This is a genomic window from Rhizobium leguminosarum, from assembly GCF_002953715.1.
In the GTDB taxonomy this organism is placed as follows: domain Bacteria; phylum Pseudomonadota; class Alphaproteobacteria; order Rhizobiales; family Rhizobiaceae; genus Rhizobium; species Rhizobium leguminosarum_V.
This window is the reverse complement of the sequence record NZ_CP025012.1, coordinates 2,468,258-2,492,701: the sequence shown is the minus strand read 5'-3', so window position 1 is coordinate 2,492,701 and position 24,444 is coordinate 2,468,258. Positions and strand designations below refer to the sequence as shown.

25 protein-coding genes are annotated in these 24,444 nt (G+C 60.8%); 16 read left to right on the top strand and 9 right to left on the bottom strand.

Going from position 1 to position 24,444, the window contains the following annotated elements:
* Nucleotides 1-22 precede the first annotated feature (22 nt).
* Complete coding sequence (locus CUJ84_RS12590) at nucleotides 23-1,333, bottom strand: alpha/beta hydrolase (RefSeq protein ID WP_105006449.1); 1,311 nt, start codon at nucleotides 1,331-1,333, stop codon at nucleotides 23-25.
* Between the two features lie 142 nt (nucleotides 1,334-1,475).
* Entirely contained in the window at nucleotides 1,476-3,293 is a 1,818-nt protein-coding gene (locus CUJ84_RS12585) for an adenylate cyclase (protein ID WP_105006448.1), read from the bottom strand.
* A 144-nt stretch (nucleotides 3,294-3,437) separates the two neighbouring features.
* Between CUJ84_RS12585 and CUJ84_RS12580 the strand changes: the two genes are divergently transcribed.
* The 3 genes from CUJ84_RS12580 (at nucleotide 3,438) to CUJ84_RS12570 (ending at nucleotide 6,007) form a co-directional block, all read left to right on the top strand.
* Nucleotides 3,438-3,695, top strand: coding sequence for a hypothetical protein (locus CUJ84_RS12580; RefSeq protein ID WP_105006447.1), 258 nt, complete (start codon nucleotides 3,438-3,440; stop codon nucleotides 3,693-3,695).
* Nucleotides 3,696-3,882: 187 nt separating this feature from the next.
* A complete protein-coding gene (locus tag CUJ84_RS12575; protein WP_105008177.1) occupies nucleotides 3,883-4,989 on the top strand; it encodes an HlyD family secretion protein in 1,107 nt (368 codons plus the stop codon).
* Nucleotides 4,979-6,007, top strand: a complete 1,029-nt coding sequence (locus CUJ84_RS12570; RefSeq protein ID WP_105006446.1) for a DUF2955 domain-containing protein — start codon at nucleotides 4,979-4,981, stop codon at nucleotides 6,005-6,007. The genes CUJ84_RS12575 and CUJ84_RS12570 overlap by 11 nt, the downstream gene beginning before the upstream one ends.
* Before the next feature lie 134 nt (nucleotides 6,008-6,141).
* Here the strand turns inward: CUJ84_RS12570 and CUJ84_RS12565 are convergent, their stop codons facing one another.
* A complete protein-coding gene (locus CUJ84_RS12565; protein ID WP_348632675.1) occupies nucleotides 6,142-7,146 on the bottom strand; it encodes an SDR family oxidoreductase in 1,005 nt (334 codons plus the stop codon).
* 28 nt (nucleotides 7,147-7,174) lie between these two features.
* Nucleotides 7,175-9,886, bottom strand: coding sequence for an MGH1-like glycoside hydrolase domain-containing protein (locus CUJ84_RS12560; protein ID WP_105006445.1), 2,712 nt, complete (start codon nucleotides 9,884-9,886; stop codon nucleotides 7,175-7,177).
* 396 nt (nucleotides 9,887-10,282) lie between these two features.
* Between CUJ84_RS12560 and CUJ84_RS12555 the strand changes: the two genes are divergently transcribed.
* The 6 genes from CUJ84_RS12555 to CUJ84_RS12530 all read left to right on the top strand — a co-directional run bounded on the left by CUJ84_RS12555 (nucleotide 10,283) and on the right by CUJ84_RS12530 (nucleotide 14,399).
* The gene (locus tag CUJ84_RS12555; RefSeq protein WP_105006444.1) at nucleotides 10,283-11,650 is read left to right on the top strand and encodes a DUF3300 domain-containing protein; all 1,368 of its coding nucleotides are present in this window, start codon (nucleotides 10,283-10,285) and stop codon (nucleotides 11,648-11,650) included.
* Nucleotides 11,651-11,670: 20 nt separating this feature from the next.
* Nucleotides 11,671-12,627 (top strand): DUF2950 domain-containing protein, encoded by a 957-nt coding sequence (locus tag CUJ84_RS12550; RefSeq protein ID WP_105006443.1) that lies wholly within the window; start codon nucleotides 11,671-11,673, stop codon nucleotides 12,625-12,627.
* 81 nt (nucleotides 12,628-12,708) lie between these two features.
* Complete coding sequence (locus CUJ84_RS12545) at nucleotides 12,709-12,942, top strand: DUF2171 domain-containing protein (protein WP_105006442.1); 234 nt, start codon at nucleotides 12,709-12,711, stop codon at nucleotides 12,940-12,942.
* Between the two features lie 108 nt (nucleotides 12,943-13,050).
* Nucleotides 13,051-13,236: a DUF3008 family protein gene (locus tag CUJ84_RS12540; RefSeq protein WP_003560205.1), complete on the top strand. Its 186-nt coding sequence runs from the start codon at nucleotides 13,051-13,053 to the stop codon at nucleotides 13,234-13,236.
* A 210-nt stretch (nucleotides 13,237-13,446) separates the two neighbouring features.
* Nucleotides 13,447-13,929 carry a transcription elongation factor GreA gene (greA, locus tag CUJ84_RS12535; protein WP_105006441.1) on the top strand — a complete coding sequence of 161 codons (483 nt, stop codon included), beginning with the start codon at nucleotides 13,447-13,449 and terminating at the stop codon, nucleotides 13,927-13,929.
* 110 nt (nucleotides 13,930-14,039) lie between these two features.
* Nucleotides 14,040-14,399 carry a hypothetical protein gene (locus CUJ84_RS12530; protein ID WP_105006440.1) on the top strand — a complete coding sequence of 120 codons (360 nt, stop codon included), beginning with the start codon at nucleotides 14,040-14,042 and terminating at the stop codon, nucleotides 14,397-14,399.
* A gap of 39 nt (nucleotides 14,400-14,438) precedes the next feature.
* On the opposite strand, the gene CUJ84_RS12525 is transcribed toward CUJ84_RS12530, so the two are convergent.
* The gene (locus tag CUJ84_RS12525) at nucleotides 14,439-15,332 is read right to left on the bottom strand and encodes a LysR family transcriptional regulator ArgP (RefSeq protein ID WP_027684283.1); all 894 of its coding nucleotides are present in this window, start codon (nucleotides 15,330-15,332) and stop codon (nucleotides 14,439-14,441) included.
* 99 nt (nucleotides 15,333-15,431) lie between these two features.
* Here CUJ84_RS12525 and CUJ84_RS12520 point away from each other — a divergent pair, with 99 nt between their 5' ends.
* Nucleotides 15,432-16,040: a LysE/ArgO family amino acid transporter gene (locus CUJ84_RS12520; RefSeq protein ID WP_042954529.1), complete on the top strand. Its 609-nt coding sequence runs from the start codon at nucleotides 15,432-15,434 to the stop codon at nucleotides 16,038-16,040.
* A 112-nt stretch (nucleotides 16,041-16,152) separates the two neighbouring features.
* Here the strand turns inward: CUJ84_RS12520 and CUJ84_RS39275 are convergent, their stop codons facing one another.
* Complete coding sequence (locus CUJ84_RS39275) at nucleotides 16,153-16,341, bottom strand: hypothetical protein (RefSeq protein ID WP_105006439.1); 189 nt, start codon at nucleotides 16,339-16,341, stop codon at nucleotides 16,153-16,155.
* A 73-nt stretch (nucleotides 16,342-16,414) separates the two neighbouring features.
* On the opposite strand from CUJ84_RS39275, the gene CUJ84_RS12510 reads away from it, so the two are divergent.
* Together CUJ84_RS12510 and CUJ84_RS12505 are read left to right on the top strand one after the other, a co-directional pair.
* Complete coding sequence (locus CUJ84_RS12510; RefSeq protein ID WP_199788703.1) at nucleotides 16,415-17,356, top strand: LysR family transcriptional regulator; 942 nt, start codon at nucleotides 16,415-16,417, stop codon at nucleotides 17,354-17,356.
* 168 nt (nucleotides 17,357-17,524) lie between these two features.
* Nucleotides 17,525-17,680: a hypothetical protein gene (locus CUJ84_RS12505; protein ID WP_003560194.1), complete on the top strand. Its 156-nt coding sequence runs from the start codon at nucleotides 17,525-17,527 to the stop codon at nucleotides 17,678-17,680.
* A 79-nt stretch (nucleotides 17,681-17,759) separates the two neighbouring features.
* Here CUJ84_RS12505 and CUJ84_RS12500 read toward each other — a convergent pair whose 3' ends face one another.
* Both CUJ84_RS12500 and CUJ84_RS12495 read right to left on the bottom strand, forming a co-directional pair.
* Nucleotides 17,760-18,122: a hypothetical protein gene (locus tag CUJ84_RS12500; protein WP_199788702.1), complete on the bottom strand. Its 363-nt coding sequence runs from the start codon at nucleotides 18,120-18,122 to the stop codon at nucleotides 17,760-17,762.
* Nucleotides 18,123-18,142: 20 nt separating this feature from the next.
* On the bottom strand, nucleotides 18,143-19,144 hold the full coding sequence (locus CUJ84_RS12495; RefSeq protein ID WP_199788701.1) for a glycine betaine ABC transporter substrate-binding protein: 1,002 nt from the start codon (nucleotides 19,142-19,144) through the stop codon (nucleotides 18,143-18,145).
* 669 nt (nucleotides 19,145-19,813) lie between these two features.
* On the opposite strand from CUJ84_RS12495, the gene CUJ84_RS12490 reads away from it, so the two are divergent.
* Together CUJ84_RS12490 and CUJ84_RS12485 are read left to right on the top strand one after the other, a co-directional pair.
* Nucleotides 19,814-21,268, top strand: a complete 1,455-nt coding sequence (locus tag CUJ84_RS12490) for a cobyric acid synthase (RefSeq protein ID WP_105008173.1) — start codon at nucleotides 19,814-19,816, stop codon at nucleotides 21,266-21,268.
* Between the two features lie 122 nt (nucleotides 21,269-21,390).
* Entirely contained in the window at nucleotides 21,391-22,161 is a 771-nt protein-coding gene (locus CUJ84_RS12485; RefSeq protein ID WP_105006437.1) for an SDR family oxidoreductase, read from the top strand.
* A gap of 81 nt (nucleotides 22,162-22,242) precedes the next feature.
* On the opposite strand, the gene CUJ84_RS12480 is transcribed toward CUJ84_RS12485, so the two are convergent.
* Entirely contained in the window at nucleotides 22,243-23,376 is a 1,134-nt protein-coding gene (locus CUJ84_RS12480; RefSeq protein ID WP_105006436.1) for a helix-turn-helix transcriptional regulator, read from the bottom strand.
* 186 nt (nucleotides 23,377-23,562) lie between these two features.
* Between CUJ84_RS12480 and CUJ84_RS12475 the strand changes: the two genes are divergently transcribed.
* Nucleotides 23,563-24,048, top strand: a complete 486-nt coding sequence (locus CUJ84_RS12475; protein WP_105006435.1) for a hypothetical protein — start codon at nucleotides 23,563-23,565, stop codon at nucleotides 24,046-24,048.
* A gap of 42 nt (nucleotides 24,049-24,090) precedes the next feature.
* Nucleotides 24,091-24,363 (top strand): DUF4242 domain-containing protein, encoded by a 273-nt coding sequence (locus CUJ84_RS12470; protein WP_003560176.1) that lies wholly within the window; start codon nucleotides 24,091-24,093, stop codon nucleotides 24,361-24,363.
* The last annotated feature ends 81 nt before the right edge of the window (nucleotides 24,364-24,444 follow it).

Here is a 24,444-nt window from a genome sequence, read left to right as displayed (position 1 = left end):
CAGTTTGCCGGTTTCTGAACCGTCACGGCCTGCACGACTCCTTCGATCGGCCTGCGGCAGTGCAGTCGGGCGCTCGCGGCTGTGTACCCACAGGACCCGTGAGGCCACTCACCTGGCCGGCGTAATTATCTCTGGTGTCGGCATCGACGACGGCGACAGGGGCGGCAAGGATCAGGCCGGCTGCGCTGCCCGCCGCCGCCGCCGTGCTCGTCGTCGCGGCGAGGATCTTATCCCCGAGCCCGACCTTGCTGTCGGTTAGTGTCTGGCCGTCGGAAATCCGCGCCCCGATCAGTTGAACGACTTCGGGCGATTCCGCGAACTTTCCGTGGTTCAGCCTGTCGCCCGCCTTAACCTTGGTGAGGTCGATCACCGTGATCTGGCTGTCGGCCAGTTCCTTCTTGAAGGGTGCCTGCTCGGGATCGATGGCGCCGAGTCTGGCGACGTCACCCCATACCCTGCGGGATACTGCGAGCGCGCGGTCGTCTCGCGAAACGAACAGAGTGAACTTTGGGTGCTGCTTGCCCATGTCGACGATCTGCTGGCGGAAGACATCGACATCCACGTCGGGCGAGGCCAGCATCACATTCTCGAACTTTGAGGGAAGGCGGCCGTTGCGGATCGCCATCTGGCGAAGGGCTTCCAGCGCCAGCCAGTTCCCCATGGAATGCGCAAGGATCGAGACTTCCTTCACCTCTGGATCCTTGGCGAGATACTGGAAGAGCGTCTCCAATGCGTTACGCGTGTAGTTCGTGCTCTCCCTGTCATATCCATATGCAAGCAGACTGCCGCGCGACGGCCATGTCACCAGCACGGGCGCGCTATGGACGCCGGAATCCTTGACGATCTGGGCGAAGCGATAGACGGAGTCTTCGAAGCGGTTGTTGAAGCCGTGGATGAACACCAGCACGCTGCGGTCGCGGCTCTTCCTGACCGAGGCGCTCAGCCATTTCTTGGCGTCGTCGCGCGTGATCTCGTCGGCTTTCAAGGTTGCGAAGTCGGTTGCCGGGTTGGATGGAAGCCTTCGCGGCCAGGCGACTTCGCCGACCTTGCGGACGTTCGCTGGGGGAATGGACACTGTGATGTCGGCAAAAGCCGGGGCGAGTGCGCGTTCGCCCGTGAACATCTCGCCTTGTATCGTCGAGCGGCTGCGCGTCGTGGCCACGAGCATGTCGACCTTGGTGGAATTGGGCGCGCTATCGGCAACGGGGATGAGCACGTTCTTTGCGTGGCCGCCACATCCGGCTAATGCGCAGAGCAGCAGGAGAGCCGAGATCCATTGCAGACCTGGGGAAGGGCTTGGTCGAATTCGGCCATTGCGACACTTTGTGCTCACTGCTGTTCCTCATCGCCCTGTCAAGTTCGGGCAGGCCTCGACGCCGCACGCCGCGGCGGTCGAAGTCGGCACCGGGCGAGACTATGCGAAGATCAGCTAGCTTACCCGTATGATCGGGTATGTTACGGTCGGCGAGACAGTATCAGCGGGGTTGCAGATCCGAGGTCACGGCGGTCGACGCGATTGCATCGGGATCGGGCACCGTCATCCCCGCCTTGCGAAGTCCTTCGATCAGACGGTCGCGATCTTCAGGCTGCATGTTGCGCATTGCGAGTTCCGTTACAAGGTTCGGCAGGAAGTCAGGTCGCATGCTGACGAACACCTGTCCTTCCCGGCGGGCGTCGTCCATCATGCCAGCCTCCGCGTAGATGATGGCGGCGACAACATGGAAGAGAGGGAATTTCTGCATGTTCGCCTGCCGGATCTCCAGCACGGCGGTGTGGTTGTCGTGGAGCATGTAGGCGGCCAGAGCTCGCGTTCCGTGGTAGAAGCCGCCGCTGCCCGGATTAAGAGCGATGGCCTGGTCCAGGAGGGCCGCTCCACGCTGCCACTGGCCGGCGATCGCAAGCCTGGTTCCGAACTCGCCCATCAGTTCGGTGTCGTTGGGGTTGGTGGCGAGCGCCTGCTCGCCAACACGAAGTGATTCAGCGAGCTGCCTGTCGAAGAACAGCGCCGTCATCAGCGCTTGAAGTCCGCGCGTATTGTTCGGATCGATCTGCGTTGCGCGCCTGGCGGCATCGAGGGCACGCTGTATGGCTGCATCCTGGCCTGGCGTCGGATTGAACTTGTAGCGGTCCTCATCGAGATAGACGATTGACAGCATTGCCCAAGCGGTCGCGTAGTTCGGAAACCGCGCGAGCGCGGCCTCGAGGCAATCCCGGACGCGCGCATGCGCTTCGGCGCTCAGTTCCGAACGATAGGCATAGAAGCGCAAAGTGCACTCATATGCACCGAGATCGTCCGGCGGCGGACTGGCGGAGTCGACCTGTGCCATGACCCCGTAGGGTTGGGCGATGGCGGTCGCGACCTTTCTGGCGACATCCGTCTGGATCGCAAACAGGTCCTCTGATGCGAGATCATTGTCATAGTTCTCCGACCAGAGGATCTCGCCGTCCGACGTGTCGAGCAACCTGGCCGTCACACGAAGACGCTTGCCCGAAATACGTACGCCGCCGGCAAGGAGATAGCGTGCGCCGAATTCGGCCCGGATCTCGGATGCGCCCACATCCGCGGGGAGGGATTTGGACGTTTCGCGGCCGAAGACCTTGATCTCCTTGAACCGTGGCAGGATGGTCATCAGTTCCTCGGTCAGGCCGGCCGTGTAGAGCTGCGCCTCCGGCCCTTCGCCGAGATTGGTAAAGGGGGCCACCACGAGGGCCGGACGATCCGGTGACAGGCTTGTGGCGCGTTCGAGCGAGGGAGCGGGAGGCCGCGTTCCGATCCAATAGAGCGAAATAGCCACTGCAGCGAGGGCAACACCCGGCAACAAGATCCGCCTTGCGTGCCACCAGCGTCGGGAGCGGACCTCAGAGCGCGATGTTTCGCCCGCTTCTTCGTGTCCAATGTCGACTGACGCCGGACATGACCAGGTGAAGGTTGGGATATATCCGCCTTTGGGAATGTCGATCCTGACCGGATCATGTTGCCCGGCGACGAGATAGTAGCGCTCAAGCGACCGCCGCAGCCGTCCGGCCTCGATCCTGACCACCGGATCGTCCTGGGTGAAGCCGGCATCTCGGCCGAATACCTCGATCGCAATCGAATAGGCTTTGATCCGGTTGCCCCGATCCTCAAGGGTTTCCGAGACGACATAGCGGAGAAACGCTGCGGCGCGACCGACACCTGGAAATTCAGGGCTGGAGACGACACGTTCCAGTTGCTCCCTGATGTCGTCGGCTCGAGGCGCCGGCCTCAAAGAAATGGGTGCTGGAGACCCCTCTGCTGGTATCCACGTCTGCATGTCTGCCCCAATCCCCCGTTGAGTCACATCACTGCCAGACCGTATATTACAGTAACATACTCCACGAACCCTCCGTCGTCCACGAAGATCAGGCTTGGCACAGGTTGCAGAAGCAGCGTTCCAACTGCCGTTAAGGAGTGAACCATGGACGAAGGCATGACCGCAGTCCGTCGGCAATTTCCAGCCAGGATCAAGGCGATCGATGATCTCTCTGCCCGCAGTGAGGACTTTCGGGAAATCTGCAGGGATTTTGCCGACGCCCAATCGGCGCTGCAAAAATGGAACGTCTCAACCGATCCGAAGCGCGATGAGCGCGTCGTCGAATACCAGGAACTGATCGTAGAACTCTCCAAGGAGATAGAGGGCGCGCTTGACGCCTCGGTACCGCCACCCGGTCGCTGATACGCGCGCCTAAAGCGCATCGCTGCACAGTTTTGCGCGACATGCATTAGGCCGGCGCAAGCCATCGCGAGGCGTATGTTACGGTTACCTACTTGCGTTCCATCGCCCGGTAGCGACCATCGCGATAGACGTCCTGCGCTGAAACTTTGCGCTTCCACGAAACGAAATGCTTCCGAAGGATATTGCCGTGGTTTCCGAAAACTTGGACGAGCCTGTCATTTCCCCGACGCCTCGGAATCCACTCCGCAGGATAGCCCTCATCGTCGTCCTCTTGGCGCTCGTCCTGTTTGCCCTCTCCATCTTCATGGAACGGCGCACGCCATCGACCTCGCAGGCTCAGGTTCAGGCCTATATCGTTGGCATCGCGCCCGAAGTCACCGGCCGGGTGGTGGAAGTCGGCGTCGTCGACAACTCGCGCGTCGAGGCCGATCAGGTTCTCTTTCGTATCGATCCCGAGCGCTACGAGCTCGCGGTCAGTGAGGCCGAGGCGAGTCTTGCAAGTGTCGGCCAGTCAATGGGCGCGTCAACGGCTGCTGTCGATGCGGCGCAGGCAAAGCTCGTAACGGCCCAGGTCGATCGGGACAATCTGCGCGAACAATCTGCGCGCGCCGAAGAGCTGGAAAAGAGGGGTGTGTATTCAAAAGCGCGGGCTGAATCAACCAGATCGGCTTTCGGTCAGTCAGAGGCGGCCGTCACCGGTGCCGAGGCTGAGCTGGCCAAGGCCAAGGAGCAGCTCGGGCCGAGCGGAAATGACAATCCGCAGCTCCGGGCAGCTCTGGCAGCGCTCGAAAAGGCACGACTCGATCTGGTGCGGACCACCGTTCAGGCACCTTCGGCCGGGGTCGTGACCAACCTCCAACTTACGACCGGTAAGGTCGTGTCGGCTGGACAGTCAGCCATGACCTTTATCGATGTCGGAACGATCTGGATCACCGCCGCCTTCAAGGAGAACAGCCTCGAGAAGGTCGCAGTCGGTAACCGGGCGGAAGTCCTTTTCGACGCGCTTCCCGGTCGGGTGTTTCCGGCGCAAGTCGAGAGCGTTGGTTTCGGCGTATCACAAGGCAGCACGGACCCGAACACTGGATTGCCGACGATCCGGAGCGATAGCGGCTGGGTGCAGGAGCCGCAACGGTTTCCAGTCCGGCTCATCATCGAGGAGGCGCAGCGGCCCAAGGGCGGCGTGCGCTACGGATCGCAGGCGACCGTCGTCATCTACACCGGCGACAACCCGGTCACCAATGCCTGGGGATCGCTCTGGATCCGCATCATGTCGGTGCTGACCTATGTCAACTGAGAGGAGCCCCGCGGTCGAGGAGCAGAAACGCAAGGGGCTTCGGGTTGCGTTCGCGGTCTCCATCGGCTTCACGCTCGCAGTCTATGCGGGGGCTATCGTGCCCTTCCTCGGTCCGCTCTTTGCCGCCCAGTTTCTGCTCGGAAGTTCGCGACCCATGCCGCTTGCGAAGACAGTCGGCGCAGCGATGGTCATCCTGATCGCCGGGATGGCGATGATGGTTCTGACCAACGTGCTCGGCGACCATCCGGCGCCCTTTCTTCTGATCCTGGGGCTGACCTATTTTGCGTGCTTCGCCGCACAGTCGACGGGAAAGGGAGGACCGGCGGTCTTTCTCGTGCTCGTCGTTTCGATCATCGTGCCTCTGCTCGGCATCCTGAACAAGGAACTCGCCAACTCCATCCTGTCCATCCTGGTCGCCGGGGTATTATCAGGCACGGTCCTGATGTGGTTCGCCCATGCGGTCTTTCCCGAGCCGTTCTCCCAGGAGGTCGAGGTGGTGGCAATCGACGAGCGGCCGCCGGCCTTTCTTCGGGCACTGGCAAACACGGTCATCCTTCTCGGCTCCGTCGTGATCTGCCTGACGAGCGACAATCTGAACGCTGCGGCGGTTATTCCCATCACCGTGGCGTCGTTGCTCGGGCAGCTCGACGTTGCCGCGAGCGCGCGGACGGCGATCGGGCTCGTGCTCGTCAATCTGTTCGGCGGCGTGCTTGCCTCCGTTGCCTATGCCGCGCTGTCGCTGCGCCCCAATCTCCTCTCGATCTTCCTCATCGTTCTCGTCGTTGTCCTGCTCATCGGAGGGCGCGCGGCCGCCCGCTCGAAGGACGCCCCGGTTTTTGCCGGCGCCCTGACGACATTCCTGATCCTCTTTGGCCTCGGGGTTTCGCCTCTGCCGGGGAGTGCCGCAGAATCCTTCGCCACCCGTATCGTCTATGTTGCGGCGGCCTTGATCTACGCGCTGCTGTTTGCCGCCATCCTGTGGCCGCGGACCAGCAATGCGACGAGAATATCGGCATGACGCACTTCGCTTCTGCAGCGCCCTGAAAAGCTAAAGCGCGTCCCAGTCTTTCAGATCTGCTCCTCGCGCTTTAGATCTTTCTTTTTACGCATGTCGTTATCGCAAAACCGCTGCACACTTTTGCGCGACATGCGTTAGCCGCCGGTTTCGAAACCGGGGTAGAGCGTCATTCCGCCGTCGACGTAGATCGTCGAGCCGACGATGTAGTCGGTGAAATCAGATGCAAGCCACACCGCCGTCCGGCCGATCTCCTCCGCCTCGCCGATGCGCTTGTACGGGATGAGCTTCATCAGCTCCGCGTAGGCTTCCAAGGTTTCCCACGCGCTGGTATTGATCGGCGTGCGAATGGCACCGGGGGCGATGCTGTTGACGCGGATGCGCTTTTCGGCGACCTCCTGGGCCAGGCTTTTCATGAGGAGCATCAGTCCTCCTTTCGACGCCGCATAGTTCACGTGTCCGGCCCAGGGAATGACTTCGTGAACCGAGCTGATGAATACGATCTTGCCGGCCGCCACGGAAACATCGGGCCGTACGCCCCGCCGGAGAAACTCCCGGACAGCGGCGCGCGAACATAGAAACGCTCCCTTGAGGTTGACGTTCATGACGGTGTCCCATTGGGCGCTCGTCATCTCATGAAAGGGGGCATCCCTCTGAAGCCCGGCGTTGTTGACGAACACGTCGACCGTGCCGAACTCCTTGATGGCGGTCGCGAACATCGCCTCGACCTGCGCCTCGTTGGCGACGTCGGCCGCGACCGCAAGCGCGCGCCCACCGCCCTGCTGGATCTCGTCGACAACCCGTGTGGCGTCCTCAGGCGCCGTGACGTAATTGACGACCACGTTCGCTCCGGCCATGCCGAGAGCAAGGGCGATCCCACGACCGATTCCGGAATTGGCACCGGTAACGAGGGCGGTCTGGCCCTTCAGCAGATGGACCGGTGACAGGGTTGGGATTACCGGTTGAGGCAATTGCCGGTTCTCGTAGTAACTTTCCATGATGACCACTCCTCGTTTGCCGGAACCGAGCCGTCCGGCGTGAATTCGATCGGCGCCGCCCAGCATTTGCGCCTGGAGCACCCCCGTTTTCTTTGAATCGCGGAAGCGCTCTATCTCTTTGTTTTCATGCAATTCCGAACGCAAAACCGCTGCGCACTTTGCTGAAGTTGCTCTAGGAGGTCCTGGCGCGTTCAAGCCACGCCTCAGCGGAACCCGAGGCGAAGAGATGCATCGCCCGAGCGATGAAGCCGGTCCAGCCCGTCTGGTGGTTCGCGCCAAGACCGGCGCCGTTGTCGCCGTGAAAATATTCGTAGAACTGCAGGCAGTCGCGCCAGTACTGACCGTCCTGGAACCTGGCTTGCCCGCCGAACACGGGTCGTTTGCCGTCGCTTCCTCGCAGGAAGATGGCCGACAAGCGCTGGGTAAGTTCCTCAGCGACCTGATAGAGGTTCATGTGACGGCCGGAACCCGTGGGACATTCAACGGTGAAATCGTTGCCGTAGTAGCTGTAGTATTGCAGCAGCGCCCGGATGATCAGACCGTTCATCGGCATCCATATCGGGCCACGCCAATTCGAGTTTCCGCCAAACATGCCGCTGTCGGATTCCGCCGGGAGATAGGCTACGCGGTGCTCATGATCGCCGACCTGGAAGACGTAGGGATGCTCATCGTGATAGCGCGACAGTGCCCTGATGCCGTAGGAGCTGAGGAATTCGTTCTCGTCGAGCATCGTCGACAGCACACGGCGGAGCTTGCTCTCGTCCAGTATCGAGGCGAGCCGGCGATCGGCGTGGCCGGGCTTGCGCGGGTCATGGATGAAGGCGATCAATTCCGGGCGCGCATCGAAGAAATGCTTCATCTGCCTGACGACCTCGGGATACCGTTGGAAGAGGTCGCCCTCGAATGCGGTGGCGGCACAAAGCGGAAGCAAACCGACCATTGAGCGGACTTTGAGACGCTGAGCCTGCCCATCCGGCAGGCGGAGGACGTCGTAGAAGAACCCGTCCTCCTCGTCCCACATTCCGACCTCGTCGCCGGCGTGGATCATCGCCGACGCTATCCATAGGAAATGCTGCGTAAACTTGAGCACCATCTCCTCGCCGCCGGCGCCCTTGAGAGCCAGTTCGGTGGCGATCTCCATCATGTTCTGGCAGTAGAGCGCCATCCATGCCGTGCCGTCTGCCTGCTCCAGATAGCCCCCGGTCGGCAGCGGCGCGCTGCGGTCGAACACCCCGATATTGTCCAGCCCGAGGAAGCCGCCTTCGAAGACGTTCTTGCCGGATCGGTCCTTGCGGTTGACCCACCAGGTGAAGTTCAGAAGCAGTTTCTGGAAGGATCTCTGAAGCCAGGCGACGTCGCCATTGCCTGACTGCGCCTGCTCCAGGCGGTAGGTGAAGATCGTCGCCCAGGCGTGGACAGGCGGATTGACGTCGCCGAAGTTCCACTCGTACGCCGGTATTTGCCCGTTCGGATGCATATAGGCTTCGCGCAGCATCAGATCGATCTGATCCTTGCCGAAGTCGGGATCGACCATCGTCAGAGCGATCACCTGGAATGCCAGATCCCAGGCCGCATACCAGGGGTATTCCCACTTGTCCGGCATGGAGATGATGTCGGCATTGTACATATGATGCCAGCCGACGTTGCGCTGTTCGATCCGGCGCTTCGGATCGAACGGATCGACGCCGTGTTCGTCCAGCCATCTGTTCACGTCGTATAGATAGAATTGCTTGCCCCACATCATGCCTGCCAGAGCCTGACGCATGACAGCGGCGGCGTCGGTCGTCATCGACGGCGGCGTGATCGAAGCGTAGAACTCGTCGGCTTCGCGCCGACGCGCCCGCATCGCGTCATCGAACGAACGATCGAACATTGGCCGGACAGGCTTGGATCCTGCAGCCGGCGGCACGTCGCAGAGCCGCAACCGCAACGTCTGGGATTGCCCTGCATCCACGATAACGACGTAATGGGCTGCGGCCTTGGTTCCGATCTGTTGCGGGTTCACGGCGGGACGGGCATGCACGACGAAGCTGTCAATCCCATCCTTGACGAACGGAGTCGTGCTTGGAATGCCGAATAGACGTTGCGTGTTCGTCTCATTCTCGGTGAACAGCAGTGCCGGCGAGCCGTCGCAATAGAGATACCGTGTGGCGTCCGCTTCTGCCGGCAGCCCAGGTGCCGCTTTGGCCGCGATCACAGCCGGAGGGTCATTCCACTCCACACGTTTCAGGGTTGGCTTGTCACGTTCTTCACCCCAGGACCATCTATTCCTGAACCATAATGTCGGCAGCACGTGCAGGGTGGCGGCTTCCGGCCCGCGATTGGCAATGGTGATCTCGACAAGGATGTCCTCGGGTGCTGCCTTGGCATATTCGACGAAGACGTCGAAGTAGCGATCGGCGTCGAACACGCCGGTATCGATCAGTTCGTATTCGAGCTCGCCCTTCCCACGCCGGCTATTGGTGTTCACCAGGTCGTCGTAGGGGTAGGCGGCTTGAGGATATTTATAGAGATACTTCATGTACGAGTGGGTCGGGGTCGAATCCAGGTAGAAGTAGTACTCCTTCACATCCTCGCCGTGATTGCCCTCACTGTTGGTAAGGCCGAACAGTCGCTCCTTCAGGATGGGATCTTGTCCATTCCAGAGGGCCAGCGCAAAACACAGCCGCTGTTTGCTGTCGCTGATACCCGCCAGACCGTCTTCGCCCCAGCGATAGGCGCGCGACCGGGCCTGGTCGTGGGTGAAGTAGTCCCATGAATCGCCACCCTCGCTGTAATCCTCGCGGACGGTTCCCCATTGCCGTTCGGACAGGTAGGGACCCCATTTTTTCCAGTCGGCTTTTCCGTCTCGCGCCTCTCGGAGGCGCTGGGATTCAGCATTCATCACGCGCCCTCGCGGTCACTGATAATTGGCGTGCCATATCGCCTTCAAAGGAGGCAGTGGTCCGTGCCCATGACTTCGTGATCAGGCGGCTGAACTGACGGAGGGGTAGCTATGGCGGCCCATCTACACTCCCGCAAAAGCAGAGGGGAGATCCTGCACGCGGTCGATTTCAGCCTGCGCGCTGAACTCCGTTTTTGTAAGTGTGTTACTGTAACATACGTAACAGATCAGTCCCGCGACTACGCCTGGAGCGGTATTTGCTGTAAATTCGGAGCAAAGACGGCTTGGCCGATGTTTAACTATCAATCCTCCTCCACTCGGAGGAGCATGCGGCACGAGCGAAGATACAATAGTCGACAGCCTACACACCATGTCTGACCGCAAGGAGGATTTGAGATGGCTAGACCTCACGCATTGTTACTCGCCACGGGCCTGTTCCTGCCTTTTGCAGGTTTCCCGTTTTCGCCACATCCGACTCTGACTGCCGTCGCGCAGGAGCCTGCCGCTTCCAATCCCGTCGCGGCGGAGGATGACGCGCCGGCGCCGCTGAGCGAGGACGAACTCGAAATCCTGGTGGCGCGGATCGCGCTTTATCCGGACGAACTGGTTGCGCTTGTCACGTCGGCGTCGCTCTATCCGCTGCAGGTGGTGGAAGCTGCCCGGTTCCTCGAAACCCTGAAGAAGCAGCCCGGGCTCAAGCCGAAGACGACGTGGGACGGCAGCATCGTATCGCTGCTGAACTACCCTCAGATCGTGACGATGATGAGCGAGGATCTGGACTGGACGCAGTCTCTCGGAGAGGCGCTCTCCTACCAGCAAAAGGACGTTCTGATCGCTATACAGCAACTGCGCGACAAAGCGGTCGCCGACGGCATCATCAAGACCGATGACAAGATCAAAGTCAGCCAGGAGAACGACAACGTCGTGATCGTCTCCGCCAGTCCTGAGAAGATCTACGTTCCGCAATACGCGCCGGAGATGCTGTATGAACCGAACTATGTGGCCGAGCCTGTCGGCTACTATTCCGAGCCCTATCCGAACTACTACTATCCCACAGCCACCTTTTTCGCGGGCGTGGTGACGGGAGCTGTGTGGGCCGCCGCCGTCGACTGGAACCGCTGGGGTGTATGGGGCGGGCGCTGGAACGGCGACGTCGATATCGACTGCAACAAGTGCTTCAACAACATCAACGGCAAAGTGAATATCAACGACGTCGACTGGAAGAATGTCGACCGCAGCAAGATCGGTTTCGACGGCGCGCAGTTCAACAAGATCGACCGCAGCTCCTTCCGGACCAGCATCGAGGCGAACGCCAGCAACAGGGTCGGCACAAGAGGCAACGACCGTGCGAACACGATCCGCGACCAGCCAGGCAAAGTCAGCGTCAACGATGTCCGCAAGAGCAAGATCGATGCGGACAGGGTAAATGCTGCTCGCAACAAGGCGGGCAATATAGGAGCGGCTCCCGGGGGCGGGAAGGGAGCGCAGGCAGCACAGAACCGCAGGCCCGACGCAAGGACGCCGAACAGGGCTGCCGAAAACGCCAGACCAGCGCCCAACGCCAAACGCCCGGTCGCAAAGCCGAAACCTGCTGCCCGGGTCGACAGCCGGCCCAGAAAGCCGTCGGCGCTCGGTCAGGTCGACAGTGGCAGGCGCGCCCAGATGCAGTCCAACCGTGGCAGACAGGCCATGGCCGGCGGCAATCGCGGCGGCGGTCGGGGAGAAATCCGCCGCGGCGGTGGTGGTGGCGGCCGTCGTCGATAACCGGAAGAAGGAGGAAAGTCATGACCAAGTCAGTCAGAAACATGCTTCTGGGTTCGGTGTTCGCTTTTGCGGCTCTCGCCACCAATCCGGTTCCTGCATCTGCAGCAGAGCCATCCGATGCGACCGTCATCTCGGGCTTCGCTTCGCAGAGCGATCCGCCCGTATTCGAGACGCCGGAACAAGCCGTTGACGCCTTCAAGGCGGCCCTGGCGGCCGACGACTTCGATAAGTTTGCGGCGCTGCTGGGTATTGATGCAGCCAAAGCGAAGGCAGGCGAAGGGGTGATGGACACCTACGCACAGATCCGGGACGGCACGAAGAAGAAGACCGTCGTTAGGGATGTCGATGACCGCAAGATCATCGAGATCGGCGACAAATTATGGCCTCTGCCATTTCCGATCGTGAAGGGCGATGATGGCAAATGGGGCTTCGACACCTATGCCGGATTCGAGGAGATCATCGATCGTCGCGTCGGCGAGAACGAATTGCAGACCATCGACACGATGCAGGCCTATGTCGACGCCCAAAAGGAATATTCTTCCGCCGACCACGACGGTGACGGCGTTCTGGAATATGCCCAGAAACTGATCAGCAGCGACGGCAAAACGGACGGTCTCTATTGGTCGCCTGATCTGGGCGAGGGTGATAGCCCGGCGGGCAACGCCCTCGAAGATAATGCGGCGCTTGATAAGGCCAAGGCCGGCGAGGGCTATTACGGCTATCGCTACAGGATCATCGACAGCCAGGGACCGAACATCGCGGGCGGAGAGTTCGATTATGTGATCAACGGCAACATGATCGCAGGATTTGCCCTTATCGCCTGGCCGATCCGATATGGCGAAACCGGCGTGCACACCTTCGTCGTGAATGCGAACGGCACGGTCTACCAGGCCGATCTCGGCCGGGAGACCGAAAAAATAGCTGCCGGGGTCAGGACCTTCAACCCGGGTGACAACTGGGACGTGACTGCTGATTGAACACGGTCGCGCGTGTTGGGAACCAAGTCTGCTCCACCTCGTTGCCGCTTCGTACCTGACAATGATGCAAAGGAGGAAACGATGATTTCCGCAGAGCAGATCCGTGAACATATGGAAGTGCGGGCTGCCGACGGCACCCATGTCGGCACAGTCGATCATCTCGACGGCCCCACGCGCATCAAGCTGACGAAGCTCGACTCGGAAGACGGCAAGCACCACTTGATCCCGATCGATTGGGTCGATCACGTGGATGCTCACGTCCATCTGTCGAAGAGCGCCAGGGATGTCCGGATGCAATGGGCCACCATCAACTGACAGCCGGTTGGCTGCGGCTTGCGGGCCGCAGCCTCCTTAGAACAGGATGGTTAGAGCATGGTGGCTTTGACGCCGGCCACCGCCCCGTTCAAGCGATAGGAGATCGATATGCCAGCCAAGTCCAAGGCCCAGCAGAAGGCGGCAGGCGCCGCACTTTCGGCCAAGCGCGGCGAGACGCCCAAGAGCGAACTCAAAGGCGCCTCGAAACAAATGGTCGAATCCATGAGCGAAAAGCAGCTCGAGGAGTTCGCCTCGACCAAGAGGAAGGGCAAACCCCAGCACGTTTCGAAGTAGGGGTGCCGAGCACCGCCATGCCTTGCAGGACATTCCCGCCTCTTAACTACGGGGCGGTGACCTTGAAAGCGGTTGCCCCTGCCGCCGGTGACGGCTGCTTATGAAGCAAGATTGGCGGTTCGTCCGCGGTCGGTGTATGGTTCCGACAATCGTTTCGAGGCAATTGCCCATCAGCTAGAAGAGCGCATCGCGCTAAAACGGAGTCCGAGATTGGCCGTCGCTTTTACCAAGGAAGAGAGTTTCGAAACCGCTTCGGAAACCCTGCTGCCCGATCGTCCGATTTCGGCGCATCCGAACCTTGTCACGGAAGCGGGATTGAAGGCTCTCGAGCTGCAGTTTAAAGAGGCTCGCGAGGCCTATGATGGCGCGAGCACCATCGACGACGTGAACGAACGGCGGCGGCAGACAGCCAATCCTTTGCGTGATCTTCGTTACTTAGCCGTGAGACTTCGCACCGCCCAGCTCGTTCCTTACCCTACGTCAACCGACACCGTCGCCTTCGGTGGCACGGTGACTTTTCGCCGTGACGACGGGCGTGTGCAGACCTATCGTGTCGTCGGAGAGGACGAAGCCGATCCTAAGGCCGGATCAATTTCCTACGTTTCCCCGGTGGCGCGGTTGCTGATGGGCAAGGCTGTCGGCGATGTAGTGGAGACGGGCGGCCAGGAACTGGAAATCATCGCCATCGCATAGGAGAGCGCTATTCGCGTAGCCTTCCTCATTATTTTGGTACCATCCGGTACTTTATTTATCGAACCTTTACCATCCGTGGCTAGAACGATGACATTCCACCATCGAAAGTCATGCTCATGGTCAGCGCAATTTCCAGTTCTGCATCCACCATTTTGAGTTCAGCCGCTACAACCTCGTCTTCCAGTTCGTCGGATCAGCTTGCCTCTCTTGAGGCGCAGCTTGCCGAAAAGAAGGCAGCCCTGTCGGAAACGCAGGACGAGCAAGAGAAGGCCACGATCGAAAAATCCATCGATACGCTGGAGGCGAAGATCGCCAAGCTCGAAGCGAGCGAGAGCAGCCAAACTCAGGCGTCTGCTGCATCGAAGCCTGCCGGTGACGCTCCGAAAGAACTTTCCGGCGAAAGCGAGCGTATCGGCACGACGAATTTTGACGAGACCAGCGAGTTCGGCAGCCGCACGGCTTACGTCTGATAAAAGCGACCCGGTTCTGCTGCATTCTTGAGTGACGCGTCAAAGACGGCGCTTGGCCACCGTGATGACGTCGCGCGTCAGATCCGCCAGGCGATCGGCGGCGAGGCGGTTTATCTGCCAGTAGAGCGGGACATCGAGCGGTGTGTCGGGCACCAGCTCGACCAGCCGTCCGGACGCGAGATGCTCGCGGGTCAGCTGGGTCGGGTTCATCCCCCATCCCATGCCGGAGAGGCTCGCCTCGACGAAACTCTGCGGCGACGGCAGCCAGTGGGTGGGATAGTCGAGATCGCGGCCGAACATCCGTCGTACCCAGCTGCTTTGCAGCCGGTCCTTCTGATTGAAGGTCAGCGCCGGAGCGTTGCGGATTGCCTCAGATGTCACGCCATGCGGAAAGTGGCGTGCGACGAAGTCGGGGGTTGCCGTTGCGTGGTAACGCAGAATGCCGAGGGCAAAACGCCGGCATCCGCGGACCGGCTTTTCCAGGCTGGTGACGGCGGCGATCACCCGCCCGCGCTGCAGCCATTCGGCAGTATGGTCCTGGTCGTCGACAGCGACGTTCAGCAGATAGGAAGAGCTCCTGGCGAAATTCGACATGGCTTCGACGAACCATGTGCCGAGACTGTCGGCGTTCGTCGCGATTTGAAGCGTGACCCTTTGCCGTGGTTCGTCAGGATGGACGAGAGCCGGCAGTTGCCCGAAGAGTTCGGCTTCGAGCATGCCGACATTTTCCATATGGCGGCAGAGCCATTCTCCCTTTTCCGTCGCCGTGCACGGCGTGCCTCTGACGATGAGGACGAGGCCAAGACGCTCCTCGAGCTGCTTCACACGTTGCGAGATGGCCGAAGGCGTCACATTCAGGACGGTCGCAGCTCTTTCGAAGCTGCCTGTCTGGACAATGGTTGCGACGGCGCGCAGAGCGGGATAGTCGAGCATGGATTAGTTTTACTCAATTGGAGTAAGCTGGATTAATTAGCCTAATTCTTCCAATCACGATAGCGCAACCTCACCGAAATGAGGGCGTTGGCCGAAGCGATGAATTTTTCGATCTATGGAACCGGCCTGATGATGGGCCTTAGCCTGATTGTCGCCATCGGCGCGCAGAACGCCTTTATCCTCCGCCAGGGCTTGCGCAACGAACATGTCTTTGCCGTCTGCCTCGCATGCGCTGTATCGGATGCTGCGCTGATCGTGCTTGGCGTGACCAGTCTCCAGCAAATCGCCAGGTTCATGCCCTGGCTCGATCCGGTCATGCGCTACGGCGGAGCCGCATTTCTGGTCTGGTACGGAGCAAGAAGCCTCTATTCCGCCTTGCGATCCTCCGCTGCTCTGACGGCCGGGGAAGCAAAGTCGTCAAGCTTTCGGCAGACACTCGCGACCTGCCTCGCACTCACCTGGCTCAATCCGCACGTCTATCTCGACACGGTCGTGCTGCTCGGCACGATATCGACTCGATATCCGGGAGAGCAGACTTCTTTTGCGGCAGGGGCGGTGACGGGTTCCTTCCTGTTCTTCTTTTCGCTCGGATATGGCGCAAAGCGGTTGCGGCCGATTTTCTCCAAACCTTCATCCTGGCGCATGCTGGAAACGCTCGTCGCTTTCACGATGTGGATCATTGCCTTCAAATTGCTGGGCGGGATGTGATCGGCGTTCGACCGTCGATCATCCGCTGCAGCGCAGGTCGAGCGGCGACGTTGTGAGTTGACCGGCATCGATCTGCCCAGATTATGACCGGATTCAAAGCGATCAAGCGTCTCTACCGCGTCCCATCGCACGCGCGGCGCTCCGGGACGGCCAACTCTAGCTCGCGCTGGCAATCTGCCAGCAGATGTGGCGGAAAGCGCCTTAACTCCCGGAGCGCATGCTCGTGGTTGGCATCCCTGCGCCTTTGCGCCTTGAATGCGGAAAGGGCCTGTACGATATTCCAGATGGTTGTTTGAGACATGTCGGGCCTCCTTGGCTGCATTTAGCTGCCGACACGCGAAATATCGGGTTCAATTGACATTCAATCAAACAAAATGATATGGGGTTATAAATCAGAAAAATTGAAAGATGTGACGATGAGCATTCCATTTCGCCGTCCCATTCCGCTGCTTGACAACGAGGTGCTGCGTACCTTCGTGGCGATCGCAGAGACAGGCAATTTTTCGACCGCCGCAGAGGCGGTCTTCCGCACGCCATCGGCGGTGTCGATGCAGATCAAGAAGCTTGAGGAACAACTGGGGGCAACGCTGTTTCTGCGCGACGCCCGCTCGGTATCGCTGACGCGCCACGGTGAGATGTTGCTGTCCTATGCCCGCAACATGCTGGCTCTGTCGAACGAGGCGGTGTCGCGATTCATCATGCCGGAGCTCAGCGGCGTCGTGCGCCTCGGCGCGCCGGAGGATATCGGCGAACGGCTGCTGCCGAGCATCCTGAAGAGTTTCGCCGAGAGCTATCCCGGCATCATGGTCGATGTGACGATCGACATGAGCCAGGGTTTGAAGAAGCGCATGGAGGAGCAGCGGCTCGACCTCGCGTTGATCAACTGTGCGACACGGCCGTTCCCGACGGGCGGAGAGGTGGTGTTCCGCGAGCGGCTGGTCTGGGCCGGCGCCAAGTGCGGTTCGGCGCATCGCCGCGATCCGCTGCCGATCTCGATCTGGGAAGACGGCTGCATCTGGCGCCAGGAGGCGCTCTCCCAGCTCGAACGCAACAAGCGGCATTATCGCGTCGCTTATCTCAGCGGCCACACGATGGCGCAGCGCGCCGCCGTGCTTTCCGATCTCGCCATCGCGCCGCTGCCGCTGTCCTATGTCAACGAAGACATGGCGATCCTCGGGCCCCAGGAAGGGCTGCCGGAACTCGGCGCCTTCGACATCCGCCTGCTGACCGCCTCGCAGGTGTCGGGGCCGATCGAGACGGTGGCTGACAGCATTCGCGGCGCCTTTGCCGAGAGAGCAAAGGCGGTCGCTGCCTAGCTGTATCGGACAGATTATGCGCCGATCGAAAGTGATAGCGCGTCCTATCGGACGCGTGTCTCTAGCGGGTATATTTATGGCCAGTGAACCTTTTGGTTTGTCGTGCGTTATTGGCGCGGGACGGCAATTGTCGCCGTTCGGGGTTGATTTCAAACAAGGATATCCGAGATGACGACAACGGCCAAAATTGCCGCAGCTTTTATGGTTCTTCTTGCCCTTTCCTCCTGCGGCAATACGATCCGCGGCATCGGAAAAGATACGGCAAATACCGTGAACGCCACGCAGGACGCCGGCCGCTCAGTCGACCGCGCCGCGAAGAAGTAACGACCGTTCAGATCGCTGCTAGAGTCGCCGGATCAGGTGCTGACCCCGGGGATCAACTATCGGCCGCGTCCGGATCATCCTAACGGATGACCGGGGGATAAAGCTTTTCCAGCCCGCCGGATCGGTCGAGACCGGTCCGGAAGGCTTGGTAGGCGGGATGTTGGCTAGAGCGGGCGGTTTCCATCAGCCGGATCTGCAGCCGGTCCGGCGTATGACTTCCGAGCCAGATTCCCAGATTTTCGAGCTTCAGCGAGTTCAGGAAACGCGATCCGGCGGCGAGATCGAGATGGCGGCGCAGGCCGTCGAGTAGGTTGTCGTCCTGGGCGGCGTTTTCCATGAGCAGCGCCAGGTATGACTTGTCGGTCTCCGACAGCCCAGCGAGCTTTTCCGCAACGGTATCGCGGTCGGGAAAGGGAACATTGCCTGTCATCGAATCGTCCATGCTTGATCGTGTTTTGGCCGTTATAAGCTCGCCTTAACCTTCTCGGCTACATCGACCGGCACCCATTTCGTCCACAGGCTCTCGTAGTTGCGAAGGAAATAGATCGCGGCATCCTCGTTGCTTGCGCGGTTTTCGTCCTGCCAGGCGAGCACCTGGTTGATCGTCGCATTGTCCCATTTGCGGGTCTTGAGATAGGTCGTGACAGGTCCGGCGCGGCTGGCGAAGGACCTGGTCATCAGTGTGAAGGCGCGCGAGACCGGGTAGGAATTGAGCTCGGGCCTGACACAGCCGGCAACCGCGGTACAGCGGTCCCATTCATTCTTGTTGTGGCCGACGCCGAAGCTCAGGCGCGTCATGTCGTATTTGCCGAGGATGGCAGTCGGCGCCCAGTAATAACCGAGCCAGCCGATCTTGTTGTCGAAGGCGCGGGCAATCGAGGCATCGAGCCGTTCGGGGCTGCCGGTCTCGACAAGCTCGAAGCTCTTCTTGTCGGCGGCAAGCGCCTTGAACAGGTTGGTGGTTGATATCTGGCAGCTCCAGTCGGCGGGACAGTTGTAAACTGCGCCCTTCGACAGGTCGTCCTCGGCTGGAAAGAGTTCGGGATGTTTCAGCGCGTCCTCGACCGAGCGGATGTCGGGGTGGGCGTCGGCGATGAATTTCGGGATCCACCAGCCTTCGACGGCGCCGTCGGCAAGGATCTCGGCTCCCTGCACCAACCGGCCGCTATTGACGGCCTGATCGAGCAGGGCCCTAACCGAATTGATCCAGTATTCCGAGGCGATGTCAGGGGCGCCTTTCTCGTTCATCGAGGCAAAGGTCGGCAGGGTGTCGCCATCGACGATGGTGACGGAACAGCCGTATCCCTTTTCCAGGATGATCTTGTCGAAGCTCGCCGCAATGCCTGCCGAGGCCCACTTCATTTCGGCGATCGAAACGCTGCCGCATTCGGCTGCTTCAGCCGGCGCAACGGTAGAAAGAGCCGCGGCAAAGACGGCCGGAATCAGAAACGTCTTCATCGTCATTCCCCGAATTCTTCTTAGGCGGACGCGCAGGCTCTGAAATCAACCGACAAATATCTCTGGCACCCGAGGGGAAAACGCCTGCCGGGCGATACAGCAACAGGCTTTCCGGTTCATGGCACCGTCCGTCCTTGCGGCTCCGGCAACTCGTCGCAGGCCATGTTCGACAATGGCGCGTTATGACGGAGCCTACGCGTTCGCTCGCAGAAATCAACCATCTTCTGCTTATGGTTGCGTGACTAAATTATTGAATTCGAAGAATTTATGTCGGCATCCCGAAATTGGCGCCCTTGGGCGAAAAGCACGCTCTTGGCGACCGGCGGCGGATCTTCGGCAGAAATTTCGACGAGAATGTCAAAAAAGATCGAAATTAACATTTGCGTAAGCCTTCAATAACTCTCCGGTAAGAATGTGCCGTTATCAGTTGGGGCGTGGCAGCAATGACCGCCGCTTCTCTGGTTCAGGTAGTGCGTACCGGAGAAAGCGAGCTTCGCCGTGTAAGGGCGAAGACGCCTGAGTTTATCGGCAAACCGCGCAGAGCCAAGGCCATGCGCGGTTTTCGCGTTTGTGTGGGAACGTGACTGGGGCCAAGTCTTGACCGAGGCCAAGTCTTGACCTGGGATTACCGCCCATTGTAGGCCTCGCCTGAACGAGAGGCGAATGCGGGCCACCATGGCAAGAGCGATCATGCTGCAGGGAACCGGCTCCGATGTCGGCAAGACGGTTCTGGTCGCAGGGCTCTGCCGGCTGGCGGCCAATCGCGGGCTGACGGTCCGGCCGTTCAAGCCACAGAATATGTCGAACAATGCGGCGGTCGCCGATGACGGCGGCGAGATCGGCCGGGCGCAGTGGCTGCAGTCGCTGGCTGCGCGCACGCCATCCTCGGTCCACATGAACCCTGTGCTGCTCAAGCCGCAATCGGACAATGGCAGCCAGATCATCGTCCAGGGCAGGGTGTTCGGACAGGCGAAGGGACGCGACTATCAGCGGCTGAAGCCTGAGTTGCTCGGCGCCGTGCTCGAAAGTTTCGAAAAAGTGGCTGCGGGTGCCGACCTCGTTATCGTCGAAGGTGCGGGATCGCCGGCCGAGATCAATCTCAGGCCCGGCGATATCGCCAATATGGGCTTTGCGACGCGGGCCGGCGTGCCCGTCGTGCTTGTCGGCGATATTGACCGCGGCGGTGTCATCGCCTCGCTGGTCGGCACGCATGCGATCCTCGATGATGGCGACCGGGCGATGATTGCGGGCTATATCATCAACAAGTTCCGCGGCGACGTCTCGCTGTTTGACGACGGCATCCGCGCCATCGAAGGCTTTACCGGCTGGCCGTGTTTCGGCGTCGTGCCCTGGCTGAGGGGTGCTGCGCGCCTGCCGGCCGAAGATTCGGCCGTGCTCGAACGGTTGGCGAGGGGCGGGACGGGCGCGCTGAAGATCGCCGTGCCGGTGCTGCCGCGCATCGCCAATTTCGACGATCTCGATCCGCTGAAGACCGAGCCGGATGTCGAACTGGTCTTCGTGCGATCAGGCGAGCGGATCCCTGCCGATGCGAGCCTCGTTGTGCTTCCCGGCTCGAAATCGACGATATCGGATCTCGCCGACTTCAGGGCTGAGGGCTGGGACCGCGACCTCCAGGCGCATGTCAGGCGCGGCGGCCGGGTGATCGGCATTTGCGGCGGCTATCAGATGCTCGGCCGCGCGGTACATGATCCGCTCGGCATCGAGGGCGGGACGCTCGAGACGCCGGGGCTTGGGCTGCTCGACATCGAGACCGAGATGGCGCCGGAAAAGACCGTGCGCAACAGCCAGGCTCGCTCCGCGGAATTTGACGCGCCGCTTGCCGGCTACCAGATCCATCTCGGCATCACCCGCGGTCCGGATTGCATCAGGCCTTCGGCGATCATCGATGGCGCGCCCGACGGGGCGCTGTCGGCCGACGGCCGGATCATGGGCACCTATCTGCACGGGCTCTTCGGCAGCGACGCCTACCGCGCCCGGCTGCTTCAAAGCTTCGGGCTATCAGGCGAGCGGAGGAATTACCGCGAGAGCGTCGAGCAGGCGCTCGACGACGTCGCCCGGGAATTGGAACGTCATCTCGATCCACGCTGGCTGGCCGGGCTGCTCGGTTAGGCCCGATGTGTACCGGACGGGGCTGCCTCTCCATCATTCGGTGCCGTCGTTCGGCTATTGCCAAATTAGTTGACTGAGTCCATTAATTGTCGCGACTGACCCGGTTGAGAGTGACGAAAACTATGAGCGTATTGGATAGATTTTCACTGGCAGGGCAGGTAGCGCTGGTGACCGGCGGCGGCCGTGGTCTGGGCTTCGAGATGGCGCGCGCCCTCGCAGAAGCCGGCGCGCATGTCATCGTCAACGGACGCACGGCGGCGACGCTGGAAGGCGCCGTCAGGGCCATCCGTGCCGCGGGCGGCACGGCGGAGGCCGCCGCATTCGATATCGCCGATCGCGAGGCACAGCGTGCTGCGGTGGCCGATATCGACAAGATCCATGGTCGTCTCGATATTTTGATCAACAATGTCGGTGCCCGCGACCGGCGGCCGCTGGCTGAATTCGACGATGATGCGATCATAGAGCTGCTGCGCACCGATCTGGCGGCGGCGATCACGCTTTCGCGCGACGCTGCCGTGTTGATGAAGCGACGCAATCACGGCCGGCTGATCGCGGTGACCTCGATCAGCGGCCATGTCGTCATGCCTGGCGACTGCGTCTATCCAGCAGCCAAGCAGGGCCTGACCGGCCTGATGCGCGGCATGGCGGTCGAGTTCGGCCCGTACGGCATCACCAGCAACGCGATTGCGCCCGGCTGGTTCGCCACCGAGACGAATGCGGTGATGGCTCAGAATGAGGAATTGATGCCCTTCGTGCGCCAGCGCATCCCGGTCCAGCGCTGGGGACGGCCAGACGAGATCGCTGGCGCGGCGCTGTTTCTGGCAAGCGGCGCCGCTTCCTTCGTCAACGGCCATGTGCTGACGGTCGACGGCGGAATGACGATCAGGATGTGAGCGGAGATGCCCGCATCTGCTGTCGCGCCGGCGTGCCTTTTCGCATCTGCTGTCAGTCGGCCGAAGGTTGATGTCGACTTCTTAGGTGCGCCTGACAGGTGGGCTGAGTTCGCGTACGAGCTGCTGCAGGCTGCGCTGGTCTTCCGCTCCCGTCTTGTCGTAGATGGCGGCCAGTTGCGATTTCACGGTGCCGTCGGCAACGCCCTGTGCATTTGCGATCTCGGATCGCGTCATGCCTTCGGACACGTAGCCGACCACGCGCCGTTCGGCAGGCGTGAGAGCAAAAAGGGCAGCAACGGCATCGACGGCCGACTGGATCACCGTTCCCGCCGCGGCGAGAAAGATCGCCGCCGCCGCCCGGCTTTCAAAGCGTCCCCTTTCGGAGCGCCGCTGCAACGGCAGAACGTGAGCGACGGCGGGGCGCTCCGCCGAGGCAAGAGGAACATCGATCCCAGCGGCTGCGAGACTGATTTCGTCGCGCGCGCCAAGCGCCACGGCGTTGGAAAGGGCGGCGCCTGCATAACTGTAGCGAGCGGCCAGACGGCCTGAAAGCGAGTGGACCACGTGCTGCTCGCGCAGCCGTGCTTCGGCGGCTTCATTGGCGAAGAGGATTGTCATGTCTTCTGCAACGATGAAGACCGCATGATCGAGGGCGTCGATGACCTCCCTGAGGACGGCGGCTTCGGCGCGCTCCATCTCGAACATGTCGTGGATCGTCACGGCACGGCGGATATGCGGACCGAGCAGCCCGACGATGTCGAAGCCACGTCGTTCGCTCGGTTCGTATTGCACCGAAATGTTGATCGTCCCGACACGGGTCGGGCGCTTCAGCACGGCCATGTCGATCGAGTTTAGAACCCCATACCTGGCATGAAAGTTCTGGTAGAGCGCACCACTCTTCCAGACGGCTTCGCCATCGGGTCCATAGAGGGAAAACATCCGCTCCAGCGTATCCGGCTGATCGATCTCCATTCGGTGGAGAAGGTGGAAGAACGGGACGTCCTTCGCATGCGCGACGAGGGTGCGGATGGCCTCTCCGTCGTCGCAGGCGATCTGGGCCAGCCGTGCGGACCGCGTGGTGGTGTCGAAGACGGCAAGCGTGGTTAGAAAACCATTCACCTGACCATTGATCAGACGAAGAGCGTTTGGCCAGGCATCCTCCCGGGCCACGCAATCATAAATAGCGCCAATAATTTCCGACAGCTGCTGTTCCATGATCACAATCCTGCATCAGCCCGGCCAGCCCGGTCAATTGTCGCCGGCCATGGCGCCTTCATTTCCGGGATTTGCGGAAGATTTCATCCCCCATGCGGGAGATGTTTCATCGCGCGGATTTTTTACAACGCACTGCCGGCCGGAATCCAATCGGCTTGGACAACCAGAAATTGGAGGGCAATCTTCATGAAAGCGACAAAAGCGCCGATCGCGGCGCTTCTCATTATGGCAGCTCTTCCGGCTGCAGCGCTCGGCGGCGGCGGCCTGCCGGAACAGGTCCGGGAGGCCAATGCGCGCTTCCGGGACGTCAACCAGGCCGTCAAGGAAGGCTATTCGCCGATCCCATGCACCAGCGGCGTAGATGGAGGTGCGATGGGTATCCACTATGTCAGTGCCGACCTCATCAAGGATGAGGCCATTGATCTCACCAGGCCGGAGGCCGTGATGTACGAGCCTGACGAACACGGCAAGATGAAACTCGTCGCTGTCGAATACATCACCACGAAAGGTCCCGCCAATCTCGGCGGCCAGCTGTTCAGTTTCACGAACGCCCCGAACCGCTACGGCCTTCCAGCTTTCTACGAGCTGCACGTCTGGGCATGGAAGAACAATCCGAAGGGACCGTTCGCCGACATGAACCCTGACGTCAGTTGCCGGCATGCGCACGGTTGATGAAGCGCCAGCTCACTCAAAACATCATGAAAGGATAAAACAATGCCGCAATTCGTTGTCGAACGAAACATTCCAGGTCTCGGGGACATGGACAAGGAAACCCTGCGCGAGATCTCGGCGAAATCCAACGCCGTCGTGGCGTCCCTCGGCGAACCCTATACCTGGATCACCAGCTATGTGACCGGGGACAAGATGTACTGCGTTCATGAGGCCGAGAGCGCGGAAGCGGTCTATCGGCACGCGGAAAAGGGTGGCTTTCCGGCGGACCGGGTGACGGAGATCACGACGCTCATCGGCCCTCATTCGGCGCGCTAGGATGTCGGAACCGGCCGGCGAACGAGTCACCGGCCGGTTCTCCGGGTTGCGATCTTGCCATCGGCATGCGCAAATTCATGG